The organism is Dyella marensis, assembly GCF_049532885.1.
Classification (GTDB): Bacteria; Pseudomonadota; Gammaproteobacteria; order Xanthomonadales; family Rhodanobacteraceae; genus Dyella_D; species Dyella_D marensis.
In genome coordinates this window covers 1,713,546-1,729,283 of the sequence record NZ_CP064029.1, presented here as the reverse complement: position 1 = coordinate 1,729,283, position 15,738 = coordinate 1,713,546, and the positions used below count along the sequence as shown (strand labels likewise).

The following is a 15,738-nucleotide window of genomic DNA, read 5'->3' as shown; positions in this document are numbered from 1 at the left end:
ACCCATCGCCGCATGCTCACCGCATGCGGCGATGTTCGTTTCAGGGCACGCCGCCACGGCACGCCGCCGCCACTCGCCCGCCGCCGCCACTCGCCCGCCGCGCCGATGTCCGCCACAATTCCCGCATGACCTCTTCCCTGGCCCTGCCCCTCGACGTGCCGATCGAACCGGGCCTGATGGTCATCCATGGCAACCGCCTGGAAGATCTGCGCGACCTGCTCACCGCCTGGATCCAGCGCACGCCGCTGCGTCCGCTGGAAGACGAGCTGATGCTGGTGCAGAGCAACGGCATCGCGCAGTGGCTGAAGCTGGCGCTGGCGCGGCCGCCGCAGGAAGGCGGCCTGGGCATCAGCGCCGCGGTGCAGGTGCAGTTGCCGGGACGCTTTCTATGGGAGGCCTATCGCGCCGTGCTCGGCCGCGATGCGGTGCCGCCCACCTCGCCGTTCGACAAGTCGCGCCTGGCCTGGCGGCTGCTGCGGCTGATCCCGCGGCATCTGGACGACGCCGACTTCCGCCCGCTGCGCGACTTCCTCGGCGAGCAGCCGGACTGGCGCAAGCGCCATCAACTGGCCGCGCGCATCGCCGACCTGTTCGACCAGTACCAGGTTTATCGCGCGCATTGGCTGGCCGACTGGGAACGCGGCGTCGACGCGCTGTACGACGACTGGCGCGGCCGGCACGCGCCGCTGCCGCCGGGCCAGCGCTGGCAGGCGCAGCTGTGGCGCCTGCTGCTGGACGACGTCGGCGGCGAGTTCCGCCACAGCCACCGCGCCGCCGTGCACGCCGCCTTCCTCGCGCGCGCGCAGGCGCTGGCCGAACGGCCCGCGCGGCTGCCGCGGCGCATCGTGGTGTTCGGCATCTCCTCGCTGCCGCTGCAGACGCTGGAAGCGCTCACCGCGCTGGCGCGGCACAGCCAGGTGCTGCTGATGGTGGCCAATCCCTGCCGCCACTACTGGGCCGACATCATCGAAGACCGCGAGCTGCTGCGCGGCGAACGCCGCCGCCAGCCGGGCAAGCCCGGCCTGCCCGAACAGCCGCGCTATGAAGAACTGCATCTGCATGCCAACCCGCTGCTGGCCGCCTGGGGCAGGCAGGGGCGCGATTACATCCGCCTGCTCGACAGCTTCGACCAGCCCGAGCGCTATCGCCGCCGCTTCGCTTCCTGGGGTTCGAGCATCGACCTGTTCGAAGACCCCGGCCGCGACACCCTGCTGCACCAGGTGCAGCAGGCCGTGCTCGACCTGGAACCGCTGCCCGCCGACCCGGCGCAACGGCAAACCTGGCGCGTGGGCGACGGCTCGCTCAGCTTCCACGTCGCGCACAACGCGCAGCGCGAGGTGGAGATCCTGCACGACCGCCTGCTGGCGCTGTTCGAGCAGGCCCAGCGCGACGGCCGTCCGCTCGCGCCGCGCGACGTGATCGTGATGGTGCCGGACATCCAGAGTTACGCGCCGCACGTGCAGGCGGTGTTCGGGCGCATCCCGCCGGACGATCCGCGCTACCTGCCCTATGCCGTCGCCGACCAGCCGGACCGCGGCGCCGCGCCGCTGCTGGTGGCGCTGGAACATCTGCTGTCGCTGCCGGAGTCGCGCTTCACGGTGAGCGACATCCTCGACCTGCTCGAGGTGCCCGCGCTGCGCCAGCGCTTCGGCCTCGACGAAACCGGCCTGCCCACCCTGCGCCGCTGGATCGAAGGCGCCGGCATCCGCTGGGGCCTGGACGGCGCGCAGAAGGAAAGCCTGGGCCTGCCGCCGCAGGCGCAGAACAGCTGGGCCTTCGGCATGCGCCGGCTGCTGCTCGGCTATGCGGTGGGACACGGCGACACCTGGGCGGAGATGGCGCCCTACGGCGAAGTCGGCGGCCTCGACGCCGGCCTGCTCGGTCCGCTCAGCCGCCTGCTCGACCAGCTCGAACTGCACTGGCACGCGCTGCGCGCGCCCGCCGCGCCGGCCGTCTGGGCGGCGCGCCTGCGCGACCTGCTCGCCGCCTTCTTCGACAGCGCGGACCACACCGACGGCGACCGCCTGCGCCGCCTCGACGAAGCCTTGGACGCCTGGCTGGAAGCCTGCGCCGAAGCGGCGCTGGACGAACCGCTGCCGCTGGAGATCGTGCGCGAGCACTGGCTGGAAAGCATCGACGCCAGCCGCCTGTCGCAGCGCTTCATGGGCGGCGCGGTGGGCTTCGGCACGCTGATGCCGATGCGCGCGATTCCGTTCCGCGTGGTCTGCCTGCTCGGCATGAACGACGGCGACTACCCGCGCCAGCAGGCGCCGGCCGACTTCGACCTGATGGCACAGCCGGGCCAGGCCATGCCCGGCGACCGCTCGCGCCGCGAGGACGACCGCTATCTGTTCCTGGAAGCGCTGCTGTCCGCGCGCGACACCCTGCATGTGAGCTGGGTCGGCCGCAGCGTGCGCGACAACGCGGTGCTGCCGCCGTCGGTGCTGGTCGGCCAGCTGCGCGACTACCTCGCGGGCGGCTGGCAGGCGGCGGTTGGCGAACTGCTGGATGCGCTCACCACCGAATACCCGCTGCAGCCGTTCAGCCGGCGCTACTTCGGCGCGGACGGCGACCCGGCCCTCTTTACCTATGCGCACGAATGGCAGCGCGCGCACGCGCTCGACGGGCGGGCGGCGGAAACCGGACCGCTGGCGCCGTGGCTGCCGGAAGCCCCCATCGCGCTGGATGCACTGCAAGGCTTCCTGGCCCGCCCCGTGCGCCACTTCTTCAACCAGCGCCTGAAGGTGCATTTCGGCGGCGAGGAAGCCGACACGCTCGACGACGAGCCGTTCGCGCTCGACGGACTGGAGCGCTACCAGGCGATTCTCGGCGTGCTGCAGGCGGCGCTGGTCGCCGATGGCGACCGCGCGCCGCAAGCCGTCAACGACGCCGTGCAGCGACTGGCCCAGCAGGGCCGCCTGCCCACCGGCGGCTTCGGCGAACTGTGGCAGGACAAGATCGCCGCCGAAGCCGGCGTGCTCGCCGCGCACTGGCATGCCGCCGACCGGCGCTGGCCGCGGGTGGATGACAAGTTCGAGCTGCGCCACGAAGCGCACGGGCTGGTGCTGGAGGACTGGCTGTCCGATCTGCGCCGGCCCGGATCAACCCAGGCAGACATCGACTTCGTGCGGCTCGAACTGATCCAGGGGCCGCTGCTGGCCCGCCCGCGCGGACGCCGCCTGGACAAGCTGGTCGCGGCCTGGGTCGCGCACCTGTTCGCGCATGCGGGCGGGCTGCGGGTGGAGACGCGCGTGGTCGCGGCGGATGCGCAGCCGTATTTCCCTGCGCTGGACCCGCCGCAGGCGCGCGCCCTGCTCGATGCCCTGCTCGATGCGCTGCGCCACGGCATGCGCGCGCCGCTGCCGGTCGCGCGCAAGACCGCCTTCGCCTGGCTGCAGGCCGAACACGAAGGCCGCGACGCCGCGGCCGCCGCGCGCCTGTGCTACGACCGCGACGACAGCGGCCAGCGCTTTGCCGAAGTGGACGAAGACGCCTACCTGCAACGCGCCTGGCCCGCCTTCGAAGCCATGCACGACGCCGGCTTCGAACACTGGCTGCCGCTGTACCGCGCGATGGCGCAGAGCGTGCGCTGGGAGGACGGCGCATGAGCGCGGTGCAGCCGCCGGCCTCCATGACGCTCGATCCGCTGCGCCTGCCGCTGCACGGCGTGCGCCTGATCGAAGCCAGCGCCGGCACCGGCAAGACCTGGACCATCGCCGCGCTGTACCTGCGCCTGGTGCTCGGCCACAGCACCGCCGCGCCGCTGCTGCCGGCGCAGATCCTGGTGCTGACCTTTACCAAGGCCGCCACGGCGGAGCTGCGCGACCGCATCCGCGCGCGGCTGACCGAAGCGGCCGCGGTGTTCCGCGCGCAGAAGGCAGCGGACGAATTCCTCGCCGCGCTGCTCGCCGAATATCCGGAGGCGGACGCGCGCGCCGCCGCCGCGCGCCAGCTCGAACTGGCCGCGCAATGGATGGACGAAGCCGCCGTGCACACCATCCACGGCTGGGCGCAGCGCATGCTGGCGCAGCACGCGTTCGACAGCGGCCATCCGTTCGTGCAGGACATCCAGACCGACGATGGCGACCTGCTCGCCGAGGCGGTGCGCGACTACTGGCGCCTGCAATGCCTGCCGCTGGGCCGCGCTGCCGCCGCGCTGCTGGCGCGCTGGTGGAGCGACCCGCGCGAACTGCAGCAGAGCCTGCGCCCGCTGCTGCGCCAGCCGGCGGCGAACCTGCGCCTGCACGGGCAGCCGCTGCCGCAGACGGCGGACGTGCGCGCGATCCTGGAAGCGCCGCTGGCGCGCTTCCACGCCGCCGAGGGACACGCTCGCGCACTGTGGCTGGCGCATCGGGAAACGCTGGAACGGCTGCTGGACGATGCGCTGCGCGACAAGGCGCTGAACGGCACCCGCTATCCCGCCAAGCGCCTGCCGCAGGACCTTGCCGCGCTGCGCGCCTGGGCGGCGGGCGGCGATGGCGACGACAAGCTGCCGGCCCGCTACGCGCAATCGCGACTGGATGGCGCCGTCAACCAGGGCCGCACCGCGCCGGCGCACGACGCATTCGCTGCGATCGACGCGGTGATCGACAGCGCCGCCGAACTAGACCTTGCGCGTCCGCTGATCCTCGCCCACGCCACGGCCTGGACGGCCACGCGCGTCGATCTGGTCAAGCGGCAGCGCGCCCTGCTCGGCTTCGACGACATGCTGCGCCGCCTCGACGAAGCCCTGCACGGCCCGGCCGGCGAACGCCTGGCCGGCACCATCGCCGCGCAGTATCCGGTGGCGCTGATCGACGAGTTCCAGGACACCGACCCGCTGCAGTGGCGCATCTTCCATCGCCTGTATGCGGACCGCGCGGAGCTGGGCCTGCTGCTGATCGGCGATCCCAAGCAGGCGATCTATGCCTTCCGCGGCGCCGATATCCATACCTATCTGCAGGCGCGCGCCGCGGCCGCGCCGCCGGTATGGACGCTGGGCACCAACCATCGTTCCACCGCCGCGCTAGTCGCCGCGGTGAACCGCGTATTCGAACAAGGCGACCGCCACGCCGAAGGCGCGTTCGCGTTCGGCCGCGGCGAGCGCGGGCTGCCGTTCCATCCGGTCGCCGCGCGCGGCCGCGAAGCGACCCTGGTGCTTGACGGCGAACCCTTGCCGGCCTTGCAGCTGGCGGTGCTGGACGAAGGCCGCAACGTGGGCAGCACCGCGTATCGCCAGCGCATGGCGGAACAGGCGGCCGCATGGCTGGCCGGCCTGTTCGATGCCGCGCGCGAAGGCCGCTGCGGCTTCGCCACGCCCGATGGCCTGCTGCTGCCGCTGGCGCCGGGCGACGTCGCCATCCTGGTGCGCAGCGGTCGCGAGGCGGCGCTGGTGCGCGCGGCTTTGCGCGACACCGGGCTGCGCAGCGTGTACCTGTCCGATCGCGACTCGGTATTCAGCTCGCCCGAGGCGGCCGACCTGCTGCTGTGGCTGAAGGCCTGCGCGGAACCGGGCTCCGACCGCGCCATGCGCGCCGCGCTGGCCACGCGCAGCCTGGACCGCGGCGACGCCGAACTGGACCGCCTCAATACCGACGAGCGCTGGTGGGAAGCCTGCGGCGAACGCCTGCGCGAACTGCAGCAGACCTGGCGCCGCCACGGCGTGCTGGCCATGCTGCACGACCTGCTGCACGCCTTCGACCTGCCCGCGCGCCTGCTGGCATACGACGGCGGCGAGCGTGCGCTGACGAACCTGCTGCACCTGGCCGAACTGCTGCAGCAGGCGGCCGCCGCGCTGGACGGCGAGCATGCGCTGATCCGCTATCTGGCCGAGCAGATCGCCGAGGCGCGCGAAGGCCTGGCCGAAGCCGCCGAGGAACAGATCGTGCGGCTGGAGAGCGAGGCCGAACTGGTCAAGGTGGTGACGGTGCACAAGTCCAAGGGCCTGGAATATCCCCTGGTGCTGCTGCCGTTCGCCTGCGCCGCGCGCGAGCTGAAACGCGACGACCTGTTCGTCTGGCACGACGGCGGCGGCCAGCCGCATATGGACCTGGAACCGGACGACGCGGCCTGGAGCCAGGCCGAACGCGAACGCCTGCAGGAAGACCTGCGCCTGCTCTACGTGGCGCTGACCCGTGCGCGCTATGCGTGCTGGGTGGGCGTGGCCAGCGTGAGCGTAGGCAATGCCAAGGCCTCGTCGCTGCACAAGTCCGCGTTCGGCTATCTGCTGGCGGGCGGCACGGCGATCGACGCGTCCGATCTGCTGCCCGCGCTGCTGGCGCTGCGCGGCGGCGAGACCGCCATCGCCGTGGATGCGCTGCCGGACATGCCGCAGCCGCGCATCGCGCCACCCGCGCCGCACGAACGCGAAGACACGCGACCGGCCCGGACGTATGCCGGCCGTCCCGGCGAGCGCTGGTGGATCGCCAGCTACAGCGCGCTGAAGTACGACGAGAGCAGCGGCGTGCAGATCTCCGGCGACGCGCCGGCCGCGCCCGAAACGCCGGCGCAGGACGTGCTCGCCGAGGCCGGCGCGGAAAAGCCCGCGCCGGTGGCCGACGCGCAAGGCAGCGGCATCCACGCCTTCCCGCGCGGCGCGGTGGCCGGCACCTTCCTGCACGACCTGCTGGAATGGGCGGCCGAGCAGGGTTTTGCCGAAACCGCCGCCGACCCGCGGCCGCTGGCCGAGCTGATCGCGCGCCGCGTGCAGCGCCACGGCTGGCAGGCGCAGGCCGCGCTGCTGGCGCAGTGGGTGCCGGCGCTGCTGCGCACGCCGCTGCCGCTGGGCGACGGACATGCCGTGGCCCTGGCGGAGCTCGCCGACCCGGCGCGCTACCGCGCCGAACTGGAATTCTGGTTTGCCGTGCGCGAGGTGGATACGCGGGCGCTGGACCGCCTGGTCACCGCCGGCACGCTGGACGGACGTCCGCGGATGCCGCTGCTGTACGACCGGCTCAACGGCATGCTCAAGGGTTTTATCGATCTGCTGTTCGAGCATGGCGGCCGCTATTACGTGGTCGACTACAAATCCAACTGGCTGGGCGCGGACGCCGGGGCCTACACCGCCGAGGCGGTGCGCGATTCGGTGCTGCGCGAGCGCTACGACCTGCAGTACGCGATCTACACCCTGGCCCTGCACCGCCAGCTGCGCGCGCGCCTGCCGGACTACGACTACGAGCGGCATGTCGGCGGCGTGCTCTATCTGTATCTGCGCGGCCTCGATGGCGAAGGCCATGGTGTGCACTACGAGCGCCTGCCGCTGCGCCTGGTCGAGGCGATGGACCGGCTGTTCGCCGAGGGAGGCCGCGCCGATGCCGCCTGATCAGCGCCTTATTCCCTTGTTCGCCGCCGAGGAGCAGCAGCGCCTGCGGGCGCTGGACGTGGCGTTCGCGCGCTTCCTCGCCGAACTGGATGCACAGGCCGACGGCGCCTGGCTGCTGCTCGCCGCGCTGCTCAGCCGGCGCGTGGCGGACGGGCATCTGTGCCTGGATCTGTCGCTGTGGCAACCGCTGGCCGAAGAGCAGGCCTGGCCCGCGCCGTGGCGCGAGGCGGTGGCGAACGTGCTCGGCGAACAGCGCGTACCGGCGTGGATCGGCGCCGGCAACGACGCCACGCCCCTGGTACTGGAAGGCACGCGCCTGTATCTGCGCCGCTACTGGAACCACGAGCGCCAGGTGGCCGAGGCGATCCGCGCGCGGCTGGCGCAAGCCCATGCCGCGCCGGCGCATCTGCGCCAGCAGCTGGCGCGCCTGTTTCCCGGCGAAGCCTCGCCCGACTGGCCGCGCATCGCCTGCGCGCTGGCTGCGCGCGGCGCCTTCACCGTCATCACCGGTGGCCCCGGTACGGGCAAGACCACCACCGTGGTGCGCCTGCTCGGCCTGCTGCAGACGCTGCGCCTGCGCGCCGGCGAGCGGCCGCTGCGCATCCGCCTGGCCGCGCCGACCGGCAAGGCCGCGGCGCGCCTGCAGGCTTCGATCCAGGGCCAGCTGGCGCGGCTGGATGTGGACGAAGCGGCGCGCGCGGCCATTCCCGCCCAGGTGGACACGCTGCACCGCCTGCTCGGCGCGCGCCCGGACACGCGCCGCTTCCGCCACGGCGCGGCGCATCCGCTGCCGCTGGACGTGCTGGTGATCGACGAAGCCTCGATGGTCGACCTGGAAATGATGTCCGCCGTGCTTGCCGCGCTGCCGCCGTCGGCGCGGCTGGTGCTGCTGGGCGACAAGGACCAGCTGTCGTCGGTGGAAGCCGGCGCGGTGCTGGGCGATCTGTGCCGGCGCGCCGAGGCGGGGCATTACTCACAGGACACGGCCGCGTGGCTGCATGGCGTATCCGGCGACGACGTCGGCGCGTGGACCGCGGCCGATGCGCAGGCGCTCGACCAGCAGGTGGTGATGCTGCGCCACAGCCATCGCTTCGGCGCGGACAGCGGCATCGGGCGGCTGGCGCAGGCGGTGAATGCGGGCGACATGTCCGCGCTGCGCGCGCTGCTGGCGGCGCCGCGGACGGACATCGCGTGGATGGCGCATGCGGCTGGCCAGGCCGACCTCGCCGAACTGGTGCTGCACGGCGGCGGCGAGCGCTTCGCGGCGGACGACCAGGCGCCGCAGGGTTATCGCCACTATCTCGAATTGCTGCGGCGCGAACGCCCCGCGACCGGTGCGGGCGAGGCCGCGCACGAGGACTGGGCGCATCGCGTGCTCGATGCCTTCGGCCGCTTCCAGCTGCTGTGCGCGCTGCGGCGCGGCGACTACGGCACCGAAGGGCTGAACCGGCAGATCGAGGACATCCTGGGCCGCGCGCGGCTGATCGATCCGGTCCACGTCTGGTACGAAGGGCGGCCGGTGCTGGTCACGCGCAACGACTACAACCTGGGCCTGATGAACGGCGACGTCGGCGTGGCGCTGACGATGCCCGGCGAGGATGGCGTGCCGCGCCTGCGCGTGGCCTTTGCCGCGGCAGGCCCGTCGGAAGGACCGGACGGCGCGCGCGTGCGCTTCGTGTTGCCGTCGCGGCTGGGCGAGCTGGAAACGGTCTATGCGATGACCGTGCACAAATCGCAGGGATCGGAGTTCGACTCCACCGCCCTGGTGCTGCCGGCGCAGGACAGCGGGATTCTTACCCGCGAACTTTTGTATACCGGGATCACGCGTGCGCGGCGGCGCTTCATGCTGGTGGGCGGGGAGCGGGTGGTGGAGACCGCCGCGCAGCGTTTGACGCTGCGGCATTCGGGCTTGCGGGAGCGGCTCGTCGCGCCCTGATGCACGGTTTTCCCCGCGGGATCACCGCGAATCCCGCCGATGGGACATGGCATTCCGGCGCATGAGCAATCGCCGGATCGCGCCGCCCGCCCGAACATGGGCTGCGCATCGAACCGCGCCCATCCCTCTTCCGGAGGACGACCTCATGACCACCAGAACCACGCTTCTGGCCGCGTTGTTGAGCACGGCCATGCCGCTTTCGCTGCAGGCGGCGGATACGCAGACTCCCCAGCAGATCAAGGAGGACACGGCCAGGACCATCGCAAGGCAGCTGCAGGATCCGGCTTTTTCGGATGCCGCATTGCGCTTGTTCACCGCGCAGGCTTCCTCGGGCGAACGGGACGGCATTCCCCTGCATGCCCTGACCGCGCGGAGCCACGGCGAGGCGATCGCACGGATCGACGATGCCAATCGCCAGCTCACCGCGACGAAAGGACTGACCGGCTGGTCGCAAGGCGTGCTTCGACTGCGCCTGTATCTGCCCGGCGATGCCGACGGCAGGCTGCCTGCGGAACTGGACGACGTGCTGGTCGCGGTGGAGCCCGCCGGCGACGAACGGCAGCTCACGTCGATACCGGCCTTCGACGCCCACGGCAAACGCCATGAGCTCGATGCCAGGACGGCGCCCACCATGCCCGTGCTGGTGCTTGACGTGGACAGCCAGGCCTCGGCGCGTGCTGGCGTCATGCTGATGAACCAGGCGCTGCGGCAGGCGAACCTGCAGGCACGCGACGCCGGTGCGATGGCCACCGGCGCTGAATTGACCGTCCTTACCGGCATCCGCCTCAAGGACGACGAGGAACCCTGGTTCAAAGGCAAGGCGGAAATCTTCGCCATCGTGTCCGGCATGAAACCGGGCAAGGCCGAGCCGCAGATCGAGATCAAGGAAATGGAATACCTCGACTACGACAACACCACCTATGCGCCTTACCAGGACATGGTGTCCTGGGCCGACTACGGGCTGGGCATGGCCAATCTGCAATTGTTCGAGCGCGACCAGGAAGACCTCAACTACCAGGAGCTGGCCTCCAAGGTCGCCGGCGCCGTACAGAACCATCTGGCGACGTCCAAGCCCGGGGCATCCGCCGTCACGGCCATCGGCAAGGCGATTCTCGACGCCATGCCCAGCTCTCTGCTGGTCGACAGCAACGACTATGTCGACTCGTTCTATCTGATCGAGAAGGGGCGCAGCTATACCGACCTGGCCGGCGCAGGCGGCAATGCCACGGCAAGCTTCTGCCCGCACGTGGTGGGCACGGACGACTGTCCGCGGCAGTAGGCTGCCGGCGGCGTGCCGCCATCGCGGCACGCCGTCTCACCAGCAGGCGCCATGGCCGTTTGCCGCCGCATCGCCGGCTTCCGGCATTTTCCGGCCGGTGTCATCGAGAGCCAGCGCGCCGCAGCGGTCGTCTCGCTGCACCCGCGCCGGGAGGGCCGTCGCGACGAAGGACTGCATGCTCACGCCCGTGCCCAGGTTCAGAGTGGCCAGGTAATACCCGTGCGTGGATCGCACAGGCTCCGCAAAACCCAGTTCGGCCAGCGCGCCGTAACGGCCATAGCTGGCGTAGTAGCGCTCTTGCGCCTGGGCGATGCGCAGCAGCAGCTCCTTGCCTTCGATGCGGCGCACGCGATACGCATGCTGCCGGTAGGCAGGCACGGCCAGCGCGGCCAGCACGGCGGCGATGGCCAGGGCAGCCAGAAGCTCGATAAGGGAAAAGCCGCGCGGCACGCGGGGCACCTCAGTCGCCTCCGGCCACGAACACGCTCCGCGCCACGCGCACCGTATTCGCGTCGCTCCCCACGGCTCGCGCGACGATGCGGTAGACGCAGCCCGCGGCACCCGCTGCCGTGCCCGGCGCGGCCGGCCAGGCCGGACCGAGGCTCTCGATCAGGTAGGACGGAGGCTGTGCCAGCACGGCGGTCCTGCGCGCATCGTCTTCCAGGCCAAGGCCTGCCTGGGTGGTGAAGTCGTGGCGGCCATCGGTGCCCCGATACGCTGCCGGGTGCGCCGGATCGAAAGCAGCGCAGTCGCTCACGGGTGCCGCCGAAGCATCGCGCCATAGTTTCCACTCGGCGCCGCGCAGCGCCGACTCCGCGGCCATCCCGGCCAGTTGCGCGCTGCGCTGATGGCCGGCCATGCGCTGCTGCAGCAGCGCATGGTCGAGCGCACCCGCCGCGAGCATCGCCGACAGCAGCAGGAAGATCAGCGCCAGCACCAATACGATGCCGCGCTGCCGCGCACGGCCGGCAGCACGTTGCCCATCATGGGATCGGCGCATGGGGATTCCTCGCCAAAGCGGCCTCAGGGCGATAGCTGCGCAGCGCGACCAGCGCGCTGAACTCGCGGCGCAGCATCCGTGGATCGAAGCCCTGTTCGGCCGGACGCAGCTTGCGCGTGGCTGCCTCGGGCGCGGCGGGCCTCTGATCGCCGTCGATGCTGTAGGCGTAGTGCGTTGCGTCCGCGCCCGATGCCGCGTGTACCTGCTGGCCATCCACCAGCAGATGGACTTCGATCGATTTCACCGCATGCCAAAGGCAACCGTAGTCGTCGTCGGCTAAATCGGATGGAAGCTGCGGACAGGCGATACTGCCGCCGGCCCGGTCGTCGACCTGTGCGGCGGCGAGATAGCGCGTGGCGCCGGCGGCGTCCTCCACGCCATAGCGGAGGTCCAGCCGCTCCACCCCGCGCACGACTTCGCTGGCACTGCCGTTTTCGCGCCGCATCAGGGCGCCGGTAGTGACGCCATCGCCGGCATCCACTACCTGCAGGTAGTAAGTGACAGTGCGGAAGTTGCGGTTGAAGTCGAACAGGCGCGGGGCGTTGAACGACGGCGGCATGCGCGGCATCGCCAGGTTGCGGCCGGTCTCCGGCGCATCGGGATAGAACGTATCGCCGCCCTGCAGGTTCGCCGAGAAGATCTGCGCGAGCGGGCAGTCGGCGAGCATCAGCAGATCGCCCGGCTGGTAAACCTCGGCGATCGCCGGCTCGCCTGCGCCAGGCCGGATAACGAGATGATGGATCGCGCCGCCTACGCTGCCGGCGATCGCCGCGGCGTCGCCTGCCGCCCATCCGCTGTCCGGATCCAGATAACGCAGCGTAAGCACGCCGGCACCGATCACGCGCTGCCCCACGCTACGCCCCATCGCCGGCAGGCCGGACGGGGCCGCGGGCACGCAACTGGTTCTGCCGCAGTCGTAGCCGCGCATCGACAGGAAGCGCGGAAAGCGATACGACGAAGCCGGCGAAGATGGATACGGCGCATGGCCCCATCGCGTGGTGACGTCATGCAGCGCACCCATCATCCCGCTGGCCTGCACGGTGGGTACGGCGCCGGCGCGGCCGCAGTAGAACGCATTCGCCATGCGCAGATCGCGGGTGAGGCGCGCCATGGCATAGCGGCCGCTCTCCTGCAGCAGGGCGAGCTGGGTCTGCGTACGGTAGCTGGCGGAGGTGGCCACGAAGACGGCAACGAAGCCGCCGGCCACCATCAGGCCCAGCACCATCGCCACCATCAGCTCGATCAGCGAGTGGCCGCGTACGCAGCGCTCCAGCGACGGCACGTTCATGGCTGGAACACCCACGCGAAGCTGCGCAACGCCGCGCCACGATGCGCGTCGCCGCCTGCGCCACGCTCGAGCCAGCGCACCGTCATCGTGCACAGGCCGGCGAACGGTGGCGGCAGCCGCAGCTGTTCGGCGGTGAGCGCAACGCCGATGCCGCGGTCGCAGCGAATGGCGCCCTTGCCTTCCGGCAGCACGGTCCGCAGGCGCGCCGCCCACAATGCGCGGTCGTGCTTCGCCAGCGCTTCGGGCATGCACCCCATGACGGTGTCGCAGGCCGAAGCGCCGGCGTCCGCTTCGCCATCGTAGGCACCGCTCCACACCGCGGCGGGATTCGCGCGCATGCGTTCGGCCATGTCGCTGGCGAGAAAGCTGGCCTGGGTGCGCAGGTAGGCCGTGTGGCTGGAACGCGTGGCCAGCAGCATCCAGCCGCTGACGCCGATGGCGCCGATGCTGAAGATGGCGAGGGCGACCAGGACTTCGAGCAGGGAGGCGCCGCGTGGGGGCGTTGGGGTGAGCATCGGGTTCCGTCCGTGGGGGGAGGGATGCTCAGCTTAGGCAGGGCGGGAGTTGCTGGAAGAGGTGGCGGTGTTTTTCTGCGGGGCGTGCAGAAGTGGGGTGCGGAGGGGGAAAAGCTAGAAGTGCATCACGAGGGCGGTGCGCGATGCTTCGCTGACTGAGGCATCGGGTTTGGAGACAATCGGCGCGTTTTGAGCACGCGATGAAGAGCTTTGCGGGTGCCGTGGCCGTCAGCTCAGCGCTCCGGCCGGCCCCTCACCCCGACCCTCTCTCCCACAGGGACTACCTTCGGGTCGCCCGGAGGGGAGAGGGAGCCGAAGCGGTGAGGCAAGCTTAGGCAATGACTGCGTCGTCTTCCGCCGCGACAAACCCACCCGTCTGCCGCTTCCACAAGCGCGCATACAGGCCGTCGTGCGCGATCAGCTCCGCATGCGTGCCGGTTTCCACGATATGCCCCTTGTCCATCACCACCAGCCGGTCCATCCGCGCGATGGTGGACAGGCGATGGGCGATGGCGATCACCGTCTTGCCGCGCATCAGCAGTTCCAGGCTGTCCTGGATCGCGGCTTCCGCTTCGGAATCCAGCGCCGAGGTGGCTTCGTCCAGGATCAGGATCGGCGCGTCCTTCAGCAGCACGCGCGCGATGGCGATGCGCTGGCGCTGGCCGCCGCTCAGTTTCACGCCGCGCTCGCCGACGTGCGCGTCGTAGCCGGTGCGGCCTTCGCCATCCACCAGCTGCGGAATGAATTCGTCGGCGCGGGCCTTGCGCACGGCCTCGCGGATGTCTTCCTCGGTGGCGTCGGGGCGGCCGTACAGCAGGTTGTCGCGGATCGAGCGGTGCAGCAGCGAGGTGTCCTGGGTGACCACGCCGATCTGCGAGCGCAGGCTTTCCTGCTGCACCTGGGCGATGTCCTGGCCGTCGATCAGGATGCGGCCGCCTTCCAGGTCGTACAGGCGCAGCAGCACGTTCACCAGGGTGGATTTGCCGGCGCCGGAAGGGCCGACCAGGCCGATCTTCTCGCCGGGGCGCACGGCCAGGTCCAGGCCGGCGATCACGCCGCCCTGCTTGCCGTAGTGGAAATGGATCTCGTCGAAGCGCACGGCGCCGTGGCTCACCTGCAGCGGCACGGCGTCCGCGCGGTCCTGCACCAGGCGCGGCCTGGCGATGGTTTCCAGGCCGTCCTGCACGGTGCCAACGTTTTCGAAGATGCCGTTGACCACCCACATGATCCAGCCGGACATGTTGTGGATGCGGATGACCAGCCCGGTGGACAGCGCGATCGCGCCCACCGTCACCCGGCCCTGGCTCCACAGCCACACCGCCAGCGCCGAGGTGCCGACGATCAGCAGGCCGTTGAGCGCGCTGATGGTGGCGTCCATGGCGGTGGTGAGGCGGGTCATCGCGCGCATGCGCTGGATCTGCTCGCCCATCGCCTCGGCCACGTAGGCCTCCTCGCGGCGGGTATGCGCGAACAGCTTCAGGGTGAGGATATTGCTGTAGCCGTCGACGATGCGGCCCATCAGGCGCGAGCGCGCTTCGGACTGCTTCCAGGAGCGCTCCTTGGTGCGCGGCACGAAGTACGCCAGGGTGATCACGTACAGCACCAGCCAGGCCAGCAGCGGCGCGGCCAGCCACACGTCGGCGTGGGCGAACATCACCAGGGCGCTGCCGGTGTAGATGGTGACGTACCAGATCGCATCGACAATCTGCACCGCCGATTCGCGCAGCGAGCCGGCCGTCTGCATGATGCGGTTGGCAATGCGGCCGGCGTAGTCGTTCTGGAAGAAGCCCAGGCTCTGGCGGATCACATAGCGGTGGTTCTGCCAGCGGATGCGGCTGGTGAGGTTGGGCACGATGGCCTGGTTCACCAGCAGGTCGTGCAGCAGGATCAGCACGGGGCGCGCAAGCAGGGTGACGAACACCATCCACATGAGCTCGTTGCCGTGCTCGGCGAAGAAGCCGGGGGTGGGCACGCCCTTGGCCAGGTCCACGATGCGGCCGATAAAGCCGAACATCGCCACTTCCACGATGGCCACGCCGAAGCCGACCACGATCGCCGCGGCGAACACCGGCCACACCTGGCGCAGATAGAACACATAGAAACGCCAGACCGAGTCCGGCGGCATGCCGTCCTCGGGTTCCTTGAAGGCGTCGATCAGGGATTCGAACCAGCGGAAGATCATGGGGAGGTCCTGCCATGCCAGGCGAGGCATGGTGCCTGAAAAGGGGGTGAGGGGGATGACAAGTTGAGGGCCGCGGAGCGGCGGCACAAGTGGGCGTAGGTTGGGGTGAGCGCAGCGAACCCCAACGATGCGACCCCTCGTTGGGCTGACGGCCTGCATCCGCAGCCCGCCCTTCGGGCCATCCGCTGCGCGGATGTTCGCTATGGCATCCTGCCTTCGCAGTCGCCTTCGGCTCACC

The 15,738-nt window shown here is 70.7% G+C and carries 9 protein-coding genes; 4 read left to right on the top strand and 5 right to left on the bottom strand.

Annotation, left to right across the window (positions count from 1 at the left end):
* Nucleotides 1–125: 125 nt before the first annotated feature.
* From recC to ISN75_RS07530, 4 genes are all read left to right on the top strand, one after another.
* On the top strand, nt 126–3,608 hold the full coding sequence (recC, locus tag ISN75_RS07545) for an exodeoxyribonuclease V subunit gamma (RefSeq protein ID WP_168648611.1): 3,483 nt from the start codon (nt 126–128) through the stop codon (nt 3,606–3,608).
* Nucleotides 3,605–7,300 (top strand): exodeoxyribonuclease V subunit beta, encoded by a 3,696-nt coding sequence (gene recB / locus ISN75_RS07540; protein ID WP_343818958.1) that lies wholly within the window; start codon nt 3,605–3,607, stop codon nt 7,298–7,300. Before recC ends, recB begins: the two co-directional genes overlap by 4 nt.
* Nucleotides 7,290–9,236, top strand: coding sequence for an exodeoxyribonuclease V subunit alpha (gene recD / locus ISN75_RS07535; RefSeq protein WP_343818956.1), 1,947 nt, complete (start codon nt 7,290–7,292; stop codon nt 9,234–9,236). Before recB ends, recD begins: the two co-directional genes overlap by 11 nt.
* Nucleotides 9,237–9,381: 145 nt before the next feature.
* Nucleotides 9,382–10,515, top strand: a complete 1,134-nt coding sequence (locus ISN75_RS07530; protein WP_343818954.1) for a DUF3103 family protein — start codon at nt 9,382–9,384, stop codon at nt 10,513–10,515.
* Nucleotides 10,516–10,551: 36 nt separating this feature from the next.
* On the opposite strand, the gene ISN75_RS07525 is transcribed toward ISN75_RS07530, so the two are convergent.
* From ISN75_RS07525 to ISN75_RS07505, 5 genes are all read right to left on the bottom strand, one after another.
* A complete protein-coding gene (locus ISN75_RS07525; protein WP_343818953.1) occupies nt 10,552–10,965 on the bottom strand; it encodes a type IV pilin protein in 414 nt (137 codons plus the stop codon).
* A 10-nt stretch (nt 10,966–10,975) separates the two neighbouring features.
* On the bottom strand, nt 10,976–11,515 hold the full coding sequence (locus tag ISN75_RS07520; RefSeq protein ID WP_167255660.1) for a pilus assembly PilX family protein: 540 nt from the start codon (nt 11,513–11,515) through the stop codon (nt 10,976–10,978).
* Nucleotides 11,499–12,803: a PilW family protein gene (locus tag ISN75_RS07515; protein ID WP_343818951.1), complete on the bottom strand. Its 1,305-nt coding sequence runs from the start codon at nt 12,801–12,803 to the stop codon at nt 11,499–11,501. The genes ISN75_RS07520 and ISN75_RS07515 overlap by 17 nt, the downstream gene beginning before the upstream one ends.
* Nucleotides 12,800–13,318, bottom strand: coding sequence for a type IV pilus modification protein PilV (pilV, locus tag ISN75_RS07510; protein WP_168648605.1), 519 nt, complete (start codon nt 13,316–13,318; stop codon nt 12,800–12,802). Before pilV ends, ISN75_RS07515 begins: the two co-directional genes overlap by 4 nt.
* A 331-nt stretch (nt 13,319–13,649) precedes the next feature.
* Entirely contained in the window at nt 13,650–15,497 is a 1,848-nt protein-coding gene (locus ISN75_RS07505; RefSeq protein ID WP_168648628.1) for an ATP-binding cassette domain-containing protein, read from the bottom strand.
* Nucleotides 15,498–15,738: the final 241 nt, after the last annotated feature.

Coding starts and splice junctions, on each gene's coding strand:
- pilV (WP_168648605.1), bottom strand. CDS start 13,318: ATGCTCACCCCAACGCCCCCACGCGGCGCCTCCCTGCTCGAAGTCCTG.
- ISN75_RS07515 (WP_343818951.1), bottom strand. CDS start 12,803: ATGAACGTGCCGTCGCTGGAGCGCTGCGTACGCGGCCACTCGCTGATC.
- recC (WP_168648611.1), top strand. CDS start 126: ATGACCTCTTCCCTGGCCCTGCCCCTCGACGTGCCGATCGAACCGGGC.
- recB (WP_343818958.1), top strand. CDS start 3,605: ATGAGCGCGGTGCAGCCGCCGGCCTCCATGACGCTCGATCCGCTGCGC.
- ISN75_RS07520 (WP_167255660.1), bottom strand. CDS start 11,515: ATGCGCCGATCCCATGATGGGCAACGTGCTGCCGGCCGTGCGCGGCAG.
- recD (WP_343818956.1), top strand. CDS start 7,290: ATGCCGCCTGATCAGCGCCTTATTCCCTTGTTCGCCGCCGAGGAGCAG.
- ISN75_RS07530 (WP_343818954.1), top strand. CDS start 9,382: ATGACCACCAGAACCACGCTTCTGGCCGCGTTGTTGAGCACGGCCATG.